The 19,549-nt window shown below is 66.8% G+C and carries 15 protein-coding genes, 1 pseudogene and 1 riboswitch; of the genes and pseudogenes, 6 read left to right on the plus strand and 10 right to left on the minus strand.

Features of this window, described 5'->3' with window-relative positions:
* Positions 1-39 precede the first annotated feature (39 nt).
* From BST27_RS20470 to BST27_RS20485, 4 genes are read right to left on the minus strand one after another with little or no spacing between them, the layout of a single operon-like run.
* On the minus strand, positions 40-1,989 hold the full coding sequence (locus BST27_RS20470) for an AAA family ATPase (RefSeq protein WP_069420406.1): 1,950 nt from the start codon (positions 1,987-1,989) through the stop codon (positions 40-42).
* A 56-nt stretch (positions 1,990-2,045) separates the two neighbouring features.
* Positions 2,046-2,780: a class I SAM-dependent methyltransferase gene (locus BST27_RS20475; RefSeq protein WP_069420461.1), complete on the minus strand. Its 735-nt coding sequence runs from the start codon at positions 2,778-2,780 to the stop codon at positions 2,046-2,048.
* Complete coding sequence (gene metX / locus BST27_RS20480) at positions 2,777-3,958, minus strand: homoserine O-acetyltransferase MetX (protein WP_083148604.1); 1,182 nt, start codon at positions 3,956-3,958, stop codon at positions 2,777-2,779. Before metX ends, BST27_RS20475 begins: the two co-directional genes overlap by 4 nt.
* Before the next feature lie 9 nt (positions 3,959-3,967).
* Complete coding sequence (locus BST27_RS20485; RefSeq protein ID WP_069420408.1) at positions 3,968-5,326, minus strand: bifunctional o-acetylhomoserine/o-acetylserine sulfhydrylase; 1,359 nt, start codon at positions 5,324-5,326, stop codon at positions 3,968-3,970.
* A 117-nt stretch (positions 5,327-5,443) separates the two neighbouring features.
* A riboswitch (SAM riboswitch) is annotated at positions 5,444-5,566 on the minus strand.
* A gap of 145 nt (positions 5,567-5,711) precedes the next feature.
* Between BST27_RS20485 and BST27_RS20490 the strand changes: the two genes are divergently transcribed.
* Entirely contained in the window at positions 5,712-6,947 is a 1,236-nt protein-coding gene (locus BST27_RS20490; protein WP_069420462.1) for an NADP-dependent isocitrate dehydrogenase, read from the plus strand.
* 17 nt (positions 6,948-6,964) lie between these two features.
* Here BST27_RS20490 and BST27_RS20495 read toward each other — a convergent pair whose 3' ends face one another.
* Positions 6,965-7,765, minus strand: a complete 801-nt coding sequence (locus BST27_RS20495) for an alpha/beta fold hydrolase (RefSeq protein WP_069420463.1) — start codon at positions 7,763-7,765, stop codon at positions 6,965-6,967.
* A gap of 151 nt (positions 7,766-7,916) precedes the next feature.
* Between BST27_RS20495 and trpS the strand changes: the two genes are divergently transcribed.
* Entirely contained in the window at positions 7,917-8,933 is a 1,017-nt protein-coding gene (gene trpS, locus BST27_RS20500) for a tryptophan--tRNA ligase (protein ID WP_069420464.1), read from the plus strand.
* Positions 8,934-8,955: 22 nt separating this feature from the next.
* The gene (yhjD, locus tag BST27_RS20505; protein WP_069420409.1) at positions 8,956-10,011 is read left to right on the plus strand and encodes an inner membrane protein YhjD; all 1,056 of its coding nucleotides are present in this window, start codon (positions 8,956-8,958) and stop codon (positions 10,009-10,011) included.
* On the opposite strand, the gene nagA is transcribed toward yhjD, so the two are convergent.
* From nagA to dacB1, 4 genes are read right to left on the minus strand one after another with little or no spacing between them, the layout of a single operon-like run.
* Positions 10,008-11,153, minus strand: coding sequence for an N-acetylglucosamine-6-phosphate deacetylase (nagA, locus tag BST27_RS20510; RefSeq protein ID WP_069420410.1), 1,146 nt, complete (start codon positions 11,151-11,153; stop codon positions 10,008-10,010). The genes yhjD and nagA overlap by 4 nt on opposite strands.
* The gene (locus tag BST27_RS20515) at positions 11,150-12,550 is read right to left on the minus strand and encodes a sugar porter family MFS transporter (protein WP_069420411.1); all 1,401 of its coding nucleotides are present in this window, start codon (positions 12,548-12,550) and stop codon (positions 11,150-11,152) included. The genes nagA and BST27_RS20515 overlap by 4 nt, the downstream gene beginning before the upstream one ends.
* A 13-nt stretch (positions 12,551-12,563) precedes the next feature.
* Positions 12,564-12,887, minus strand: coding sequence for a PH domain-containing protein (locus tag BST27_RS20520; RefSeq protein WP_069420412.1), 324 nt, complete (start codon positions 12,885-12,887; stop codon positions 12,564-12,566).
* A gap of 55 nt (positions 12,888-12,942) precedes the next feature.
* The gene (dacB1, locus tag BST27_RS20525; protein ID WP_069420413.1) at positions 12,943-14,187 is read right to left on the minus strand and encodes a D-alanyl-D-alanine carboxypeptidase DacB1; all 1,245 of its coding nucleotides are present in this window, start codon (positions 14,185-14,187) and stop codon (positions 12,943-12,945) included.
* 108 nt (positions 14,188-14,295) lie between these two features.
* Here dacB1 and BST27_RS20530 point away from each other — a divergent pair, with 108 nt between their 5' ends.
* Together BST27_RS20530 and BST27_RS20535 are read left to right on the plus strand one after the other, a co-directional pair.
* Positions 14,296-14,889, plus strand: a complete 594-nt coding sequence (locus tag BST27_RS20530; protein WP_197518141.1) for a helix-turn-helix domain-containing protein — start codon at positions 14,296-14,298, stop codon at positions 14,887-14,889.
* Entirely contained in the window at positions 14,886-17,204 is a 2,319-nt protein-coding gene (locus tag BST27_RS20535) for a VIT domain-containing protein (protein ID WP_069420414.1), read from the plus strand. Before BST27_RS20530 ends, BST27_RS20535 begins: the two co-directional genes overlap by 4 nt.
* Before the next feature lie 5 nt (positions 17,205-17,209).
* Here the strand turns inward: BST27_RS20535 and BST27_RS20540 are convergent.
* Positions 17,210-18,544 (minus strand): annotated as a pseudogene (locus BST27_RS20540) (aspartate aminotransferase family protein); the annotation flags it as partial.
* A 99-nt stretch (positions 18,545-18,643) separates the two neighbouring features.
* Here BST27_RS20540 and BST27_RS20545 point away from each other — a divergent pair.
* Positions 18,644-19,543, plus strand: coding sequence for a sigma-70 family RNA polymerase sigma factor (locus BST27_RS20545; RefSeq protein WP_069420416.1), 900 nt, complete (start codon positions 18,644-18,646; stop codon positions 19,541-19,543).
* The last annotated feature ends 6 nt before the right edge of the window (positions 19,544-19,549 follow it).

Genomic DNA, 19,549 nt, shown 5'->3' on the forward strand with positions numbered 1-19,549 from the left:
TCCGTGACAACCGCACCTGGCAACCCGACTCACCCCCAATCACACAGTCGGCGGCTTGACATCTTCATTGAGAGTCCTCTCCAGGGACGCCAGGGCGGCATCGACGGCGCCGGACCGGGCCAACGCCTCGGTCTGCAGGATCTTGAATCGATACAGGACCCCGGAGGCCTCGCCATAGCCGCCGAAACTCCCGATCGCCGAATCCAAGTACCGCAGGGACGCGGCGAGATCGCCCTTGCCCAGCGCAACCATTCCCTGGGCGGCGATCGCCATCGAGCGCGACAGCCCGGGCATATCGGCGTACTGGCGGTACTGCTCGTCGGCAACGACGACGGCCTCGTCGACGTATCCCGCGGCCAGCAGCGCGTAGGCGTGATACTCGCCCAGACCTGAGCGGTGAAACGACTCTTCCTCCGGTGTTCCGGCCAGCCCGTGGTAGCCCGACCGGGCGCACGCGGCGGCATCTTGGGTGCGGCCCAGGTCGCCGAGGGCAATCGTCTCTGCTGCGGAGCCGACGACACTGAAACCAGCCAACCGATCGTGGTCGACCGTGGCCATCGTCTCGATCGCGGCCGCCGGTTGGGCGGCCATGACTTCGATCACGGCGCGGCACGTGCGCAGCACATGGTTGCGATCGGCATCGCCGAGTCGGATCGCGTCGTTGAGCACCTTGCGGGATTCGTTGGGCCGTCTCAGGTTGAACAGCAGGTTTGTGGCACGCAGGATCGCCCCGTCAAAGAAGCCGTGCCCGGCGACCTCACCTGGCCCGAGTGTGTCGAGAATTTCCTCGGCGTCGTGGCCCTTCTCCTGCGTGAACAGGATGTAGGCGAGCGAGATCTTCGTCTCGGGAACGGATTTCGCGGCCAGCGCCGCACGCGCGAGTCGCTCGGCAAGACCCAGGTCGAATCGTGCCGCGGCGAACTTCGCAGCGTGGGACAGGATTTCGGCGTTCGGCGCAAGATCGGATTCAAGCCAGAGCAATCCGAGCCGCAGTGCGTCGGCGCCGTCCGTCTTTGCCATCGCGGCGGCCACATTTCCGCGTAATCGCTTCAGCCGCGCCGGTACGCAGCTGCTCAGCCGGATCTCCCCATACAGCGGATGGCCGACGAACAGGGCGTCGGCAGCCGAACTCGCGACGACCAGGCCGCGTTCCTCGGCGGATTCAATCGCCGACGGGTCGGCCAGCGTGGTCAAGAGTTTTCGGTCGATGGGCTCGGCGATAGCCACCAAATCCACGACGTGCTGGATGTCTTGGGCCACGGCGCCGATCTGTTCCTCCACCAGTTCGATCAGCGACGGCGAAGCCGATAGCGTTCCTGCCCAACGCCATTCGCCGTCGATGCGCGCGAGGCTGCCCATTTCCCGCAGGTGTTCCACGAGATGGCGCAAATAGAGGGCGTTCCCTTGGCTCAACTTCCACAACCGTTCGAGGCCGTCGGCGCTGACGGGACTGTCGAGGACGGTCCGCACCAGAGTTTCGGTCTCGACGCGGGCCAACGGCTGCAGCTCCAACCGCCGCAGCAGACTGTCTTTCCACAACGCCCGGACGGCGTCGGGTGTGGGCTCCCCGCTGCGAATGGTGGCGATGACGCTCGCCACGTCTTGCATGACGAGTTGGTGCAGGAGCAACGCGGACAGGTCATCCAGCAGGTGCGCGTCGTCGACGAGCAACAGCAAAGGCGCCCCGTTGGCGCCCTCGGCAAGTTCAGCAAAAACTTTGCGCGCCAGAGCCGCTGGCGATCCATCGGCGGCGTCGGCCCACGGCGCGAAAGCCCCCAGCATCACCGCCCGACCGGTCGCGGTGCCGGCCAGCCGTCGCACCGACCATCCGGTTTCCGCTGCCGCGCTGGCGGCTTCACGCGCCAACCGTGTCTTGCCGACTCCGGCGGCGCCGGCGATGAGGATGCCCTTGTATTCGGTACCGCTGAGCGACTCGTCGATGAGCCTCAGTTCCTCCGACCGGCCTGTCAGGGGCCAGCGGTTTTCCATAGCAGGAGATGCTAATCGCTTGGCCGGCGCGTGGCGCGCGAAGCGCCCGGGTCCGTTCAGGGGGACAGCGTCGCCCTTACGCACACCGTGATGTACGGCAGTGCCAAACCCGCCGAATTCGCCAAGGCCGGATGGGTGGCCAGCAACTCCCGCACCTTGTCGAGCGTCTTGGTCCGCACCTCGGTCGGCGAGTTGATGCAATAGGTTCGGGACGCAACCAGGTCGATAAGTGCTTGCGGAGTTAGGTAATTGGTCCACTCGACCTGATGGCGCTGCACGTCGGTGAAGGGCTCGTGCAGTGTCACCTTGTCGCGGACCGGGTCGCCGTCGCGGCCGATGATGTCGCCCAATTCGCGCACCCAGCCGAGTCTTTCGTCGCGGGTGTTCCACACCAGACCCAGCCGTCCGCCCGGCCGCAACACCCGAGCCACCTCGGGAATCGCCCGTGCCGGGTCCACCCAGTGCCACGCCTGCGCGACCAGCACAGCGTCAACGCTGTTGTCCTCCAACGGAATCTCTTCCGCCGTCCCCAGCAGAGCCCGGGTGTCCGGGAGCGAGTGGCGCAGCACGTCCAGCATCTCCGGAATCGGGTCGACGGCCACCACGTCCAGACCGCGCTCGACCAGCCTGGTGGTCAGCTTGCCCGTCCCCGCCCCCAGGTCGAGCACGTCGCGCGCACCGGCGGGCAGCAACCAATCGATCGCGTCGGGCGGATAGGACGGGCGTCCTCGCTCGTAGGCAGCGGCCGCCGAGCCGAACGAAAGGGAGCGGTCGTGCCTGGAGCGGGTCACCTCGGACACGCGCCTTTCGAGTCGGGCGGCGCGGCCGCAGCGGCCGAGCCGTCGGCTGAACCGGCTGCCAGAGCCAACGTTTCGCGCACCAGTTCGCCGACGGCCTCCGTTTCGACCAGGAAGCCGTCGTGGCCGCAGATGGATTCGACGACGCGCAGGCCGTTGCAGCCGGGCAGCAACTCGGCCAACTCCGCCTGCAGACGCAAGGGGTAGAGGCGGTCGGAGGTGATGCCACCGACCACCGCCGGCACCGGGCAACCGCGGAGCGCCGCCTCGACGCCGCCGCGGCCGCGGCCGACGTCGTGGCTGCTGAGCGCCTCGGTCAGGATCACGTAACTGCCGGCGTCAAACCGGGCCAGCAGCTTGTCGCCCTGGTGTTCCAGGTAGCTTTGCACGGCGTAACGACCACCGTTGGCCGGGTCCTCGGTGTCCTGCGGCTTGTTGGCGAACCGGGTGTCCAGCTCGACCTCCCCGCGGTAGGTCAGGTGCGCGAACCGTCGCGCGATCTTCAGCCCGTCGTCGGGTGAGCGCCCGGTGTCGTAGTAGTCGCCGCCCTGCCAGTTCGGATCGGCCTTGATGGCCGCGACCTGGGTCGACTGGGTGCCGATCTGGTCGCCGGTGGCACGCGCGCCCACCGCCAGCAGCAACCCGGCCCGCACCCGGTCCGGGTGGCCGACCATCCATTCCAACGCCCGGGCGCCGCCCATGGACCCGCCAACAACGGCGGCCACCTCGGTTATTCCCAGCGCTTCCAGCGCGGCGATGTCCGCCTCGACCTGGTCTCGCACGGATATCAGCGGAAACCTTGAGCCGTAAGGCTTTCCGTCGCGGGCAAGCGAACTGGGCCCGGTGGACCCGCGGCACCCGCCCAGCACGTTGGTGGCCAGCGCGCACCAGCGGTCGGTGTCGATCGGCGCACCGGGCCCGGCGATGCCGTCCCACCACCCGGGCGTGGGATGCCCCGGCCCGGCCGGCCCGGTGATGTGCGAGTCGCCGGTGAGTGCATGCAGGACAACCACGACGTTGTCGCGGGTGGGCGACAGCTCACCCCAGCGCTGGACCGCGATGCTGACGTTGTCGAGAACGGCGCCGCTTTCCAGCCGCAGCGAGCCGATGTCGACGACGCCGATCTCGCCCTCGGCGGGCAGCGCTTGGGTGGGCACGTCGGAGATTGTCACGTCAGTTCCTCAGAAGGCCGCCACGGACTGTGCGTCGCCGCTGACTTTGCTCACCTTGGCGGCGGCGGCGAAACCCAACTCCAGGTCGGCCAGGATGTCGTCGATCCCTTCCAGGCCGACGGCCAGCCGCACCAGACCCGGGCTGACGCCGGTCGCCAGCTGCTCGGCCGGGCTCAGCTGGGCGTGGGTGGTCGACGCGGGGTGGATGACCAGCGACCGCACATCGCCGATGTTGGCGACGTGACTGTGCAGCTGCAGTGCATCCACGAAGGCTTTGCCGGCCTCGACGCCGCCGGCCAGCTCGAACGCCAGCACGGCGCCGGTTCCCTTGGGCGCCAGCTTCTTTCCGAGTTCGTACCACGGTGAGCTGGGCAGGCCGGCGTAGTTGACCGACACCACGTCGTCGTGGCCCTCCAGGTACTCGGCGACGCGCTGAGCGTTGGCGACGTGGCGTTCCACCCGCAGGCTCAACGTCTCCAGACCCTGGGCCACCAGGAACGCGTTGAACGGTGCTGCCGCCGAGCCGAGGTCGCGCAGCAGCTGGACGCGGGCCTTGAGGGCAAACGCAGGCGGTCCCAGCTCGGCGAACACCACGCCGTGGTAGCTGGGGTCCGGGGTGGTGAAGCCGGGGAACTTGCCGTTGGTCCAGTCGAAGGTGCCGCCGTCGACGATGACACCGGCGATGGCCGTGCCGTGGCCGCCCAGGTATTTGGTGGCCGAGTGCACCACGATGTCGGCGCCCTGGGTCAGCGGCTGGATCAGATACGGCGTCGCAATGGTGTTGTCGACGATCAGCGGCACCCCGTTGCTGTGCGCGACCTCAGAGACGGCCGGCGTGTTCAGCACGTCGATCTTGGGGTTGGAGATGGTCTCGCCGAAGAACGCCTTGGTGTTCGGGCGAACCGCCGCTTGCCACGAGTCCAGGTCGTCGGGGTCCTCGACGAAGCTGACCTCGATGCCGAGCTTGGGCAGCGAGTAGTGGAACAGGTTGTACGTCCCGCCGTAGAGTCGCGGGCTGGACACGATGTGGTCGCCCGCGGCGGCCAGGTTCAAGATCGCGAACGTCTCGGCGGCTTGCCCGGAGGACAGGAACAACGCGGCCACCCCGCCCTCGAGGGCGGCGATGCGCTGCTCGACGACATCGGTGGTCGGGTTGCCGATCCGGGTGTAGATGTTGCCCGGCTCCGCCAGCCCGAACAGCGCGGCGGCATGGGCGACGTTGTCGAAGGTGTACGACGTGGTCTGGTAGATCGGCAGGGCGCGCGCATTGGTGGTCGGATCCGGTCGCTGACCGGCGTGGATCTGCTTGGTTTCGAACGACCAATGCGCGGTCGGATCGGTGTCGGGGTTATTGCTCTCACTGCTCATGAAAAGGCACTTTCTACGCGAAGGAACCGATGGTGGGCAGGACCGCACGAGGTGCGGGAGGGGGAGGAAGTGTGCACATCACGCCGCCCTGTTCTGAGTCAGGGGCCCGTCATGGCGGACCCGCGCTTGCCGTGTAGCCGTTGGGTGTGGCTACTCAACCTGGTCATCACCCGGGGCACCCCACCGCGGTTGGAGGGTTGCCGGCCAGCAAGCCGGGGCTTGACGCTGGCGCTCATGACCGATCTGAAGCCTAACGCATGGCGGCTGGTCGGTGCCAATTCGACGGCTGAGCCGCCCTGGTGAGCCCTAGTACGCTGGCTTTACGAGCGAATTTCGCACGGCGGAGGGTCTGGAGGCCGCGACTTCGATGTCCAAGATGTCCAAGATGTCCAACTCAGCCAAGATCAAAGTCCAGGGCACGGTTGTTGAGCTCGACGGCGACGAGATGACGCGAGTCATCTGGAAGCTGATCAAGGACATGCTCATCCTGCCGCACCTGGACATCAAGCTGGACTATTACGACCTGGGCATCGAGTTCCGTGACCGCACCGACGACCAGGTGACCATCGACGCGGCTTACGCGATCAAAAAGCACGGCGTCGGCGTCAAGTGCGCGACCATCACCCCCGACGAAGCCCGGGTTCAGGAATTCAACCTGAAAAAGATGTGGTTGTCGCCCAACGGAACGATCCGAAACATCCTGGGCGGGACCATTTTCCGCGAGCCGATTGTGATTTCCAATGTGCCGCGGCTGGTTCCGGGGTGGACCAAGCCAATCGTGATCGGCCGCCACGCATTCGGCGACCAGTACCGGGCGACGAACTTCAAGGTGGATAAACCTGGCACTGTCACACTGACTTTCACGCCGGCGGACGGCAGCGAGCCGATCGTGCACGAGGTGGTGTCCATTCCCGAGGACGGCGGGGTGGTCATGGGGATGTACAACTTCAAGCGGTCGATCCAGGACTTCGCGCGGGCGACGTTCTCCTACGGGCTGAACGCGAAATGGCCGGTCTACCTGTCGACGAAGAACACCATCCTCAAGTCCTACGACGGCATGTTCAAAGACGAGTTCCAACGCATCTACGACGAGGAGTTCAAGGAGCGGTTCGAGGAGGCCGGGCTGACCTATGAGCACCGCCTCATCGACGACATGGTTGCCGCGTGCCTGAAGTGGGAGGGCGGGTACGTCTGGGCGTGCAAGAACTACGACGGCGACGTCCAGTCGGACACCGTCGCACAGGGTTATGGCTCGTTGGGGTTGATGACCTCGGTGTTGATGACGGCCGACGGCCGGACGGTGGAGGCCGAGGCCGCGCACGGCACCGTGACCCGCCATTACCGTCAGTACCAGGCGGGCCAGCCCACCTCCACCAACCCGATCGCCTCGATCTTCGCCTGGACGCGAGGTCTGGCGCACCGCGGCAAGCTGGACAACACCCCGGAGGTCGTCGAGTTCGCTCAGACCCTGGAACAGGTTGTCATCGGCACGGTGGAGAGCGGCAAGATGACCAAGGATCTCGCGATTCTGATCGGCCCGGAGCAGGGTTGGCTGCACACCGAGGAATTCCTGGAAGCCATCTCGGACAATCTGGAAAAGGCGCTGGCCAACCGAACGTAGGCGCGGCGCTGCGTCGGCTAACTGGCCGGCGGGTCGATGGCTTCGGCGGCGTGCTCTACCAGCTCGTCGAGGAAGTCGAGGATCACTTCGGTGACGCGGCCGGGTGCCTCGTACATCGGCACGTGCCCGACGTTGTCGAGTTTGACGAGGCGGTGGTCGTCGGGCAGGTGGTTGGTGAAGTGCCGGCTGAACCTCGGCGCGGGGACGACCCGATCCTTTTCGCAGATCACCAGTTGCGCCGGGACGGCGTTTTCGGCCAACTCCTGCAGGCCGGGTGCCAGCAGCGCCTTGACCAGCAGCTGGAAGTACGCCGGGCAATGGGCGACGTCGTCGATGACGCCGTGCAGTTCGCGCTCGCCGACCCCGTCAGGAGAGGCGCTGATCGCGTAGGTGGCCAGCGGGCGGCTGAACGGCAGGCTCAGCACGCGTGGCCCGAACAACCAGGCCGCGATCATCAGCGGGATGCCCAGGATGAACTTGGCGATCACCTCGAACTTGGCCGGAGTCCAGCGGTGCCATCCCCCGGCCGGGGCAATGCCGGTGACGCTGCGCGCCCGCCCGCGCCGTTCCAGTTCGAAGGCGACCCAGCCGCCCAACGAGTTGCCGACGATGTGGGCCGTCTGCCAGCCAAGCTCGTCCATTTGGCGTTCGATGTGGTCGGCCAGCACCGAGGAGGACAGAAACCAGGTACCCGCACGTGGTCCGCCGTTGTGGCCGGCCATGGTGGGGGCGAAAACCTCGTAGCGGCCGGTCTCGGCCAATTGCTGGGCCACGACCTCCCACACCGATTGGGACAGCAGGAATGGGTGCAGGAGCAGGACAGGTTCACGTTGGCCGTCATTGGCCCCCAGGTGAATGGGCGGGCGAGTCGTCACTCTCTCGACACTAAATGCGGTACCAGCGGTATCGCAAGCACACCGGATCCGGTCCGGTCCCGGCCCGAATCGCCGTGAAAAGATCGTGGGCATCATGAGCACCGCAACCGGGACGAGCCGGATTTTCTCCGGCGTACAGCCGACATCTGATTCGCTTCACCTTGGGAACGCCCTGGGCGCCGTCGCCCAGTGGGTGGGGTTGCAGGACGACCACGACGCCTTCTTCTGCGTGGTCGACCTGCACGCGATCACCATCCCGCAGGACCCCGAGGCGCTGCGCCGCCGCACGCTGATCACCGCTGCGCAATACCTGGCGCTTGGGATCGATCCGGCGCGGGCGACCATCTTTGTGCAGAGTCACGTGCCGGCGCACACCGAGTTGGCGTGGGTTCTTGGCTGCTTCACCGGCTTCGGTCAGGCGTCGCGGATGACGCAGTTCAAGGACAAGTCGAACCGGCAGGGGGCCGATTCCACCACCGTCGGCCTGTTCACCTACCCGGTGCTGCAGGCCGCCGACGTGCTGGCCTATGACACCAACCTGGTGCCGGTGGGGGAGGACCAGCGCCAACATCTGGAGCTGGCGCGCGACATCGCCCAACGGTTCAACAGCCGCTTCCCGGACACCTTCGTGGTGCCCGACGTGCTGATTCCCAAGGTCACCGCGAAGATCTACGACCTGCAGGACCCGACGTCCAAGATGAGCAAGTCGGCCAGCACCGACGCCGGGCTGATCAACCTGCTCGACGATCCGGCTCGGTCCGCGAAGAAGATTCGCTCTGCCGTCACCGACAGTGAGCGCGAGATCCGCTATGACGTCGAGGCCAAGCCCGGGGTGTCGAACCTGCTGAGCATTCAGTCGGCGGTCAGCGGGGTCGACATCGACACTCTCGTCGAGGGTTACGCGGGGCGCGGGTACGGAGACCTGAAGAAGGACACGGCCGAGGCCGTCGTCGAATACGTCCGCCCGATCAAGACCCGCGTCGACGAGTTGACCGCCGATCTCGCCGAATTGGAGTCCGTGCTCGCGGCCGGTGCGCAGCGCGCCACCGAGGTCGCCAGCAAGACCGTGCAGCGGGTCTACGATCGGTTAGGTTTCTTGCCGCGAACGTGACGGCACAAGGAATAGGTGGTCAATGACCGAAGCCGCGAAGCTCGGGTTCCTAGAGCGGTGGCGTTTCCAGTATCCGTGGTTTGACCACGTGCTGCGCGCCGCTACACGCTTCCGCGAGCAGAAGGGCACCTTCTTCGCGGCGGGCCTCACCTACTACACGATCTTTTCGTTATTCCCATTGCTGATGGTCGGTTTCGCGGTTGCCGGCTACAGCCTGTCGCGCCATCCCCAGCTGATCAAGACGATCGAGCACAACATTCGATCCGCGGTGTCGGGCTCGCTGGGGCAGCAACTGATCGACCTGATGAATTCGGCGATCGACGCGCGTACGTCGGTGGGCGTGATCGGGTTGGCCACCGCGGCCTGGGCGGGCCTGGGGTGGATGTATCACCTGCGCGAAGCGCTGAGCGAGATGTGGTTGCAGCCCGCGAATTCGGGCGGGTTCGTGCGCACCAAGCTGTCTGATCTGCTGGCCATGCTGGGCACGTTCCTGGTGATTACTTTCACCGTCGCATTGAGCGCGTTGGGTCAGACCAAGCCGATGCGGGCCGTCCTGAGATTGCTTCGCATACCGGAGTTCTCGATCTTCGACGAGATCTTCCGCGGTGTTTCGATATTGGTCTCGGTGCTAGTGGCGTGGCTGCTGTTCACGTGGATGATCGCCCGGCTACCGCGCGAGCCGGCCGGCTTCGTGACCTCGCTGCGCGCGGGATTCATGGCGGCCATCGGGTTTGAGTTGTTCAAGCAATTGGGCTCGATCTATCTGCAGGCGGTGGTGCGCAGCCCGGCGGGCGCCACGTTCGGGCCGGTGTTGGGGCTGATGGTCTTCACGTTCGTCACCTGGTCGCTGCTCATGTTCGCCACCGCCTGGGCCGCGACGGCCGAACCCGAGGACCCGCGCGACCGGCATGTCGACCCGCCCGCACCCGCGATCATCAGTCCGCGCATAGAGGTCAGCCAAGGCCCCAACGCGCGCCAGACGGTCACCGCCGCGACGTTGGGAGCCCTTGGGGCGCTGGCCTTTTCACGGCTGCTTCGCCCTCGCGATCGGGACGGCCGGGGCGGGCGGGGATCCTAGGGGTTGCTCTGCCAAGTGCCGTGCCGCATGACCGCCCGTATCTGCAGATCCTCTTCCAGCACAACCAGATCGGCGTCATAGCCCGGTCGGAGGCTGCCAACCCTGTTGAGCCGCAGCGCCCTGGCCGGCGTCGTCGAGGTGGTCCGGACCGCCGTCAGCAGCGCGGCGTCGCGGTCGGTGCCGGAGCCGACGACCGCCCCGGCGACAGCCCGGAAGAGTTGATCCATGGTGGCCGTGCTGCCGGCGATCGTCGACGTACCGCGGACCCGTGCCACCCCTGATTCGACATCAATGGGCACTGAACCGAGCCAGTACGCCCCGTCGCCGTAGCCCGCCGCAGCGATGGCATCGGTGACGACGGCGACCCGGTCGGGGCCGGCCCATTGGAGGACGGTGCGAACGATGTCGCGGTGGACGTGCACGCCGTCGGCGATCAATTCCACGGTCACGCGCGGGTCGGCTAACAACGCCAGCGCGGGCCCGGGTTCGCGATGATGCAACGGCGGCATCGCGTTGAACAGGTGAGTGCCGACCGTCGCGCCCAGGGTAATCGCATGGCGGGTCTGCTCGTAGCTGGCATTCGTATGTCCCACCGCGACAACGACATCAGCCTCGACGAACCGCCGGATCGCCCCGTCGCTGCCCGGCAGTTCAGGAGCCAGCGTCACCATGCGGACGGCGCCGTCGGCGGCGGTTAGTACGGCATCGACCTCGGTGAGATCCGGCGGCCGCATTTTGTTGTGGTCGTGGGCGCCGCAGCGCGCCGGACTCAACCACGGTCCTTCCAGATGGATGCCGCCGATCAAGCCGCCCCGGGTTGCCTCGGCAAGGGCGCCCACCGCGGAGAGCAGTTCTTCGGGCCCCGCGGTGACCAGGCTGGCGAGCATCGATGTGGTGCCGTGGCCCAGATGGAACTCGGCCGCTCGCGCGACCTCCCCCTCGGTGAAGGACGCGCCGCCACCGCCGTGTACGTGCATGTCGACAAAACCCGGTACCACAACGCAATTCGGAAAGTCAGCGTCGGGAGCCCCGGGCGGGTCGCCGCCACCGCAGTCCAGGATCTGCGACGCCGCGGTGTGCACCCACCCGGGCCGGCAGATCTGCCCGTCGATGACCGCGGTTCCCGCACGGATCAACGTCATGGGGCGTCAGAGGTGTCCGGCGAATCTACAGGGGTGGGCCACTTTCCGCCGTTTTCCCAGTAACGCCGGATCTCTTCGAGTTGTCGGCCTTTGGTCTCGGGAGCGAACCGGTACACGACGCCGAGGGCGACCACGGCCAACAGGCCGAACACGGTGTAAACGCCTGCACCGCCGAGTATTTGGAGCATCGGCAAGAAGAACGCGGCGATCAGCGCATTGCCGGTCAGGTTCGCGGTGAGCATCACGCTCGACCCAATCGAGCGCAGCCGAGACGGGAAGCTCTCCCCGGCGTAAACCCAGACCAGAGAGCCGAACCCGAAGTTGAACCCGATGATGAACAGCAGCACGCCACCAAAGCCCAAGACCAGCGCGAGACCGCCGGCATGGGCGGCATCGTTGGCGAAGACGGCGACCAGCACGATGTCGGCGACGGTCATCAATGCGATGCCGGACATCAGGATCGGCCGTCGGCCCATGCGGTCTATCAGGAACAGCGAAACACTCATCGCCGCAGCCAAACCGGCCACCTGGACCATGGCCGGCAGTGCCAGCAGCGCGAAGTTTCCGTGGAATCCCATGGCGGTGAACAGGCCCGGGCTGAAATAGATGATCGCGTTGATTCCGGTGATCTGCTGCAGGAATCCCAGGGCGACAACGAACAACGTCGCCCGCAGATACGGTTGTCGCACTAGTTCGGAAATGCCGCCGCCGGAACTGTCGTGGGTTTCCTCGCCAATGGCACGCGCGATTTCGGCAAGTTCCGCGTCGACGTTGTCTTCCGGCTCGACTCGCAGCAACGAGCGGCGCGCGTCGTCGGTCCGTCCCTTGAGCAGGTACCAGCGTGCACTTTCGGGCATGCGCAACATCAGTGGCAGCAACAGCACTGCGGGGACGGCGGCGAATCCCAGCATCAGGCGCCAACTCTGCGACCCGGCCAGGAAGTATGCGGTGACGTAGCCCAGGATGACGCCGCTCAGGATGGCCACCTGGTAAGCGGTCAGCATCGACCCGCGTATGGCGGCCGGTGCCGACTCGGCCACGTACACCGGAGCCACCACCACTGACACGCCGATGGCGACACCAATGAGCATGCGTGCCGTCAACAAGATCGGCACCGACACCGCGAACGCCCCCAACAGTGCGAACGCGGTGTAACCGAGCAGGATCAGCAGCATCGACTTCTTGCGCCCGATCGCGTTGGCCAGCACACCGGCGCCGAGCGCCCCGGCGATCTGGCCGATCACCACCATCGTTGTCAGCAGCCCTTTTTGGCTGTCCGAGGCGATCGCGAGGTCCTTGCCGACGAACAGCAGCACACCCGCGATAGTGGACAGGTCGTAGCCGTAGACGACGCCGACGCTGGCGGCGGTCAGCCCGGCGAAGAGTCCCTTGCGCACCCTGCGGACCCGGTCAGCAGCTGACCCGGGCCTTCAGAATTTCTATGACCTTCTCCGGATCTTCCGGCGTGATGCACGGCCGCACTTTGCGTCCCACGTTGAGGATTAGCAGCTTGTTCTTGTCGCCCCGGTGCACGTCCAAGGGGAACCAGTAGCGCGGATCCGCCGCGCCCCACCAACGGGCCTTGCCCGACATCCAACCCATCGACTCGGCCTTGATGCCCTGAATGTCGCTGTAGGCGACCCGCTTCGCGTTGCCGAAGGGGAAGTAGTAGTGCCGAATGGTGATTCCTTCGTCATCCAGCGTCAGGCCGGCGTCCTCGTAAAGGGCAGTCATGCCCGATACCGTGACACAGCCGCGTGGGCTGGTCAATGAACCGCCGAAGCCTGGCTCAGTGCTGGGCTCGGCGGTTCATCGAGCGCGCTACCAGGATCAATGCGAACACGACCACGGCGCCGATCACGGCGACGCCGACCCGCACCGGCATAGCATCCGCGGGCGACATCAGCCCGGCGGCCTGGGGGTCGGTGCCCTGTCGGTCGGCGGGATTGGGCTTGCCGGGCAGCAGTGACGGGTCGGGCTCGACCAGCGAACCGATCTGGGTGCCTGGCGGGGTGCTGAATCCGTAATCCAGCAGGTGCGCCGCCTGCTCCCACGGCGGGATCGGCAGCCGGGTGCCGTGCAGCAGCACCGCCACCAGCCGTCGGCCGTTGCGGTTGGCCGCGCCCACGAAGGTCTGGCCGGCGTCGTCGGTGTAACCGGTCTTGCCGCCCATGGCTCCCGGGTAGTTGTAGAGCAGCTTGTTGTCGTTTTCCAGCTCATAGCCGGGGTGGTCGCCGTGCCCGGGGAAGTCGAAGGTGCGGGTGGCAACGATGTCGGCGAAGACCGGGTTCTGCCAGGCGTACCTATAGAACAGGGCCATGTCGTAGGCCGACGTGCTCATGCCCGGTCCATCCAATCCCGATGGCGTGGCAACCCGGGTGTCGCGGCCGCCGAGCTTGGCGGCCAGCACGTTGAGCTTCTCCAGGGCGGCCTCCATGCCGCCGAGTTGCCGGGCCAAGGCGTGTGCGGCGTCGTTGCCCGAATGCATCATCAGGCCGTGCAGCAGCTGGTTGATGGTGTACGTGCCGCCCGGCCCGACGCCGACCTGGGTGCCCTCGGCCGCCTCGTCGTCCTCGGTTCCCTCCACCGTCTTGTTGAGGTTGAACGTGTTGATGGTGGCCATCGCGACCAGCACCTTGATGATGCTGGCGGGACGGTGCCGGCCATGCGGGTCCCGCGCGGCGATCACGGCACCGCTGTCGAGATCCGCCACCAGCCACGCCTCGGCGGAGATGTCATTGGGCACCGGCGGCGTGTTGGGCGCGGTGATGATGCCGCAACCGCCCAGTGCGCTGCCGCCGACCGGGGCCGCCGGCACCGCCAACGGCAGCGGCGGATCACCGGCTTGGGGAACTTCTGACGAGTCCACCGCGGGTGGGGTGGTGACTCGGTAGGGGCAGTTGGTGGTTGAGCCGTTGGCGACGGGGGTTGGGTCGGCCAGGGCGGTCGGCATACCCAGCGTGACCGGCCCGGCCAGCAGGAATGCCGCTGCCGCCAGGCCCGCGCCGCGGGACAGAGACCGTGAGCAAAGCATCGCTGAGCAGACTAGGCGATCCAGGTGGCAAACGCAGGTTGGCACGCTGTGACTGTTGTGACGGATGTTATTTGACAGTGTTGGATATGTGTATGACACTGTCAATCAATGGAATCACTGCTGACGCTCTCCGAGTTCGCCGCCGCGGCCGCCGACGCGGTCCAGGCGTCCGGCGCCGTGCCCGAAAATCGTCAGGCCAAGCCGATCCCGGCCGAGCGGATGATCCGGTACTACACCGCGCGGGGCCTGCTGCCGCGGCCGGGAAATCGGGGGCGTGCGCTCACCTACGGCCGGAAACACCTGGTAAGCCTCGTTGCGATCAAGCGCTTGCAGGGTCAGGGGCTCTCTCTCGACGAGATCGGGCAGCGCCTGGCGGATCTGTCGCCGTCGGAACTGGAGGCTTTGGCCGCCATCCCGCCGAACGCGATTCCCGCCGACCTGGGCGACCCCGAGCCGCTCCCCGAGCCGTCGCGCGCTGCGGGGCGGTTCTGGGAGGCCGCTCCGGGTTTGGTGGCCGAACAGCCCGCTGAGCCCGCCGAACCGGCTGGGCCCGAGCCCGCCGTCACCAGCCTGCAGGCCGTCCGGCTTTCCGACACTGTCACCTTGCTCATCGACGGGCCGCTGCCCGAACTCGCTGCGCTGCGCCGCGCGGCTGCGCCGCTCTTAGACCTCCTGGACAATCGACGAAAGGACTCTCGATGAACGCTCAGTTGCTCCCCCTCATCGCCGCAGATGAAATCCCCAGCGCGGGGCCGACGTGCGGTGAGTTGAGCTCGGCCGAGGGCGTTCGGCTGCCACTCAAGGCAATCGACGTCGACACCGTCATCGTCGGTATGACCGCCACCTCGACGGTCCGACAGCGTTTCGTCAACAACCTCGACACCGCCATCGAGGCCACCTACGTGTTCCCGTTGCCCGCGCGCGCCGGGGTGACCGACTTCGTGGCCGACCTGGCCGGGCGGCGCGTGGTCGGGGTGCTCAAGGAGCGCGGCGAGGCGCGAGCCGACTACGAGCAGGCGCTGGTCTCGGGTCAGCGCGCGGCGATCGTCGAGGAGGACCGCTCCGACGTGTTCTCGGTGCGGGTGGGCAACCTCGGCCCCGGGGAAGAGGCCACCATCGAGATGCGGCTGACCGGCCCGCTGGCGTTCGAAGACGGTGAGGCGGCGTTCCGGTTCCCGCTCGTGGTCGCGCCGCGCTACACGACGGGCACGCCCCTGCCCGGGGATCGGACCGGCGCCGGCGAGGCGCTCGACACCGACGCCGTTCCGGATGCGTCACGGGTGACCCCGCCCCGGCTTGGTGATCGTGACGAGCGGCCGGACCTGCAGATCTCGCTGACGGTGGACGGCGGCGGCTTCGCGGTCTCGGATTTGCGGTCGTCCCTGCCGACCGCGGTGCTCGAGTCGGATGGGGTGACCCGGCTGGAGTTGCAGCCGGGTTTGCGGGCCGACCAGGATTTCATCCTGCGGTTCCGCGTCGACCGGACGGAGTTGTCGTCATCGGCGCTGTTGGTTCCCGACGCAGAAGGTGCCGAAGGCACCTGGTCGGTGACGTTGTTGCCGCCCGCCGAAACGTCCAGCGCCCCACGCGATGTCGTTGTCGTACTGGACCGTTCCGGGTCGATGCACGGCTGGAAGATGATCGCGGCGCGACGGGCTGCCGGGCGCATCGTCGACATGCTCGACACCGCCGACAGGTTCTGTGTGATCGCCTTCGATGACCGGGTGGACACTCCCGCCGCGCTGCCCAACCGGCTCGTCGAGGCCACCGACCGCAACCGGTTTGCCGCGGCATCGTGGTTGGGTTCGCTGCAGAGCCGCGGCGGCACGGAAATGGCCGAACCGTTGCGGATGGCCTTCCGGCTGCTGGCCAATTCAGATGAAAACCGCCGCGCCAGTGTGGTTTTGGTGACCGACGGCCAGATCAGCGGTGAGGACCATCTGCTCCGGTCGCTGGCCACGATCGCCGGGCGGACCCGCACCTACTGCGTCGGGATCGACCGCGCCGTGAACGCCGGCTTCCTCGACCGGCTGGCCGGCATGAACAGTGGCCGAGTCGAGTTGGTCGAATCCGAAGACCGCCTCGACGAGGCGATGGGCAGGTTGGCCCGAACCATCGGCCGCCCGGCGCTGACCGACGTGCGGGTGAGCGGCGCCGGGGTCGAGCTCATCGACGGCACCGTCACCCCCGGTCGCGCCCCCGACGCGTTCGCCGGGGTGCCGTGTGTGATTTCCGGGCGCTACCGAGGGTCTGCCGCCGGTGCATCTCTTCGTGTGTCGGCCGACGCCTCGACCGGGCCGTTCGCGGTCACGGTACCGGCCAAGCCCGCACCTGAAGCCGTTGCCGTGCAAACGATCTGGGCACGCTCTCTGGTCCGGGACATGGAGGATGACTACGCGTCGGGCCGTGGCGACACGGAGTTGGCCGCACAATTGGTGGCGCACTCGATCCGATTTGGGGTGCTGTCGCGGTTCACCGCGTTCGTCGCGGTCGACCCCGAGCGCACCGACGCCGGTCCGCTCACCGAGGTGATGCAGCCCGTCGAGCAGCCCGCTGGTTGGGCGATGCTGGCCGCGGCAGCGCCGACCACGGGAGCCTTCCCCATGGCCGCGCCAATGGGCCCGCCGCCGGCTGCGGCCGGGGCGCCTTTCGTTGGCGCCGCTGCCCGCCGCAGGACCGGCCCGGAGTTTGACCGTTTGGCTCCGGCGCCGCTCGGAAAACGCGTGGCGCCCAAGCAGACTCAGCTGACTCTGAAGGATGTGCTCAAAGCGGTGGAGAGGGCGATCGGTCACGACGAGACGGGACTGCCCGGCAACTTGCGACAACTCGAGGTCGAGCACGCAGCCACTTCCGATGCGGCGTTGAAGGCAGCGCTGGAGAGCCTTTGCGACGCACTGCGGGCGTATGTGTCGAGCCCGAGTGACGCGGGTGCGACGCAAGTGTGGGAGGCCGTCGCGGAGGTGAAGAAAGCCCTGAAAGACGTTCGAGGGGGCCGAAAGCTGCGCTTCTGGGAGTAGTCAGGTCAGGCCTGCGCGAGCACACCGCGCAGGATCGATTCGATGGTGTCGAATTCGGCCTGAGTGCTGATCAGGGGCGGGGCGAGTTGAATGACGGCGTCGCCGCGGTCGTCGGTGCGGCAGTACAAGCCGGCTTCGAAGAGCGACTTGGACACGTGGCGCAGTAGCGAAGCGCGCTCGTCGTCGGTGAACTTCTCCTTGCTGGCTTGGTCCTTGACCAGCTCGATGCCGAAGAAGAAGCCTTCGCCACGCACGTCACCCACGATGGGCAGGTCGTAAAGCTTTTCCAGCGTGGCGCGCAGTGCGGGGGAGTTTTGCTTGACGTGCTCGTTGAGTCCCTCGCGTTCGAAGATGTCGAGGTTGGCCAGCGCGACGGCGGCCGAGACCGGGTGGCCGCCGAAGGTGTAGCCGTGCCGGAATGTCGTCTTGCCGTCGTTGAATGGCTCAAAGACCTTGTCGCTGGCGATCATTGCGCCCAAAGGGGAGTAGCCCGACGTCAGACCCTTGGCGCAGGTGATCATGTCGGGCACGTAGCCAAAGTCGTCACAGGCGAACATCGATCCGATCCGGCCGAAGGCGCAGATCACCTCGTCGGAGACGAGCAGTACGTCGTACTCGTCGCAGATTTCGCGCACCCGCTCGAAATATCCCGGGGGCGGCGGGTACGAGCCGCCCGCGTTTTGGACGGGTTCGAGGAAGACGGCGGCGACGGTGTCGGGTCCTTCGAACTCGATCGCCTCGGCGATGCGGTTCGCGGCCCACTGGCCGAACGCTTTGATGTCGGTGTGGAAAGGCTCCGGAGCTCGGTAGAAGTTGGTGTTGGGCACCCGGAAACCGCCCGGCGCCAGTGGCTCGAACGCTTCCTTGTACTTCGGTAGACCGGTGATGGACAGGGCGCCCTGGGTGGTTCCGTGGTAGGCGATGGCGCGCGAAATCACCTTGTACTTATTGGGTTTGCCGACGAGCTTGAAGTATTGCTTGGCCACTTTCCATGCGGTTTCGACAGCCTCGGTGCCGCCGTTGGTGAAGAACACGCGATTGAGATCGCCCGGCGCGTAGTGCGCCAAGCGCTCGGCGAGTTCGATTGCCGGCGGCGTCGCGTGGCCCCACAGCGGGAAGAACGCCAACTTCTCGGCCTGCCGGGCGGCGGCTTCGGCGAGTTCGGTGCGGCCGTGGCCGACCTGGACGACGAACAGGCCGGACAGTGCGTCGAGGTAGCTCTTGCCGCGGTCGTCGTAGATGGTGACGCCTTCGCCGCGGGTGATGACGGGAGGCGTGATGCCGTTGCCGTGCTGGGCGAAGTGGAGCCAAAGGTTGTTAGTCATTGTGATCGCGATGCTATCCGCTCGGTTGGATGCGCAGGTCGAGCGCTGTGGCGCCGTCCCCGTGCTCGCGTCGCCGTGCCCGGCACTCGCTGTCGCCGCGCTAGGCTCGCGACTATGACGGTGGTAGCCGAATTCGAGGAGCTGCGACCTCATCTGATGTCGGTCGCATACCGGCTGACCGGCACCGTGGCCGACGCGGAGGACATCGTCCAGGAGGCTTGGCTGCGCTGGGACGGCCAGGACAGTCCGATCGACAATCTGCAGGCATGGCTCACCACCGTCGTCAGCCGACTCGGCCTGGATAAGTTGCGCTCAGCCGCGCACCGACGGGAGACCTATACCGGTAACTGGTTACCCGAACCCGTCGTCACCGGTTTCGACACTGGCGATCCGCTTTCCGCTGTGGTGGCCAACGAGGATGCCCGGTTCGCGGCGATGGTGGTGCTGGAGCGACTAACCCCCGATCAGCGAGTGGCGTTCGTGCTGCACGACGGGTTCGCGGTGCCGTTCTCCGAGATCGCCGAGGTGTTGGACATCAGCGAAGCGTCCGCGCGACAGCTGGCGTCGCGCGCCCGCAAGGCTGTCGCATCCGCGCCCCCGCCCGAACCGGACCCCTCCCACAACGAGGTGGTGGGCAAGTTGATGGCGGCCATGGCCGCCGGGGACATCGACACCGTGGTATCGCTGCTGCACCCGGACGTGACGTTCACCGGCGACTCGGACGGCAAGGTGGCGACCGCCGTCCAGGTCATCCGCGGCGTCGACAAGGTGGTCCGCTTCATGCTCGGCCTGGCCAACCGCTACGGCGACGCTTTCTACACCGCTAATCAGCTGGCTTTGGTCAACGGCGAACTGGGCTGCTACACGCCAGGATTGGCCGCGTCGGAAGGCAAGCGGGAGATGGCGCCACGAATCACCGCGATGACGGTGCGCGACGGAAAGGTGGTCGCGCTGTGGGACATTGCCAATCCCGACAAGTTCACGGGCTCACCGCTCAGGGCGGCGGGGGAGTAGTAGCGC

The organism is Mycobacterium intermedium (assembly GCF_002086275.1).
GTDB classification, from domain to species: Bacteria; Actinomycetota; Actinomycetes; order Mycobacteriales; family Mycobacteriaceae; genus Mycobacterium; species Mycobacterium intermedium.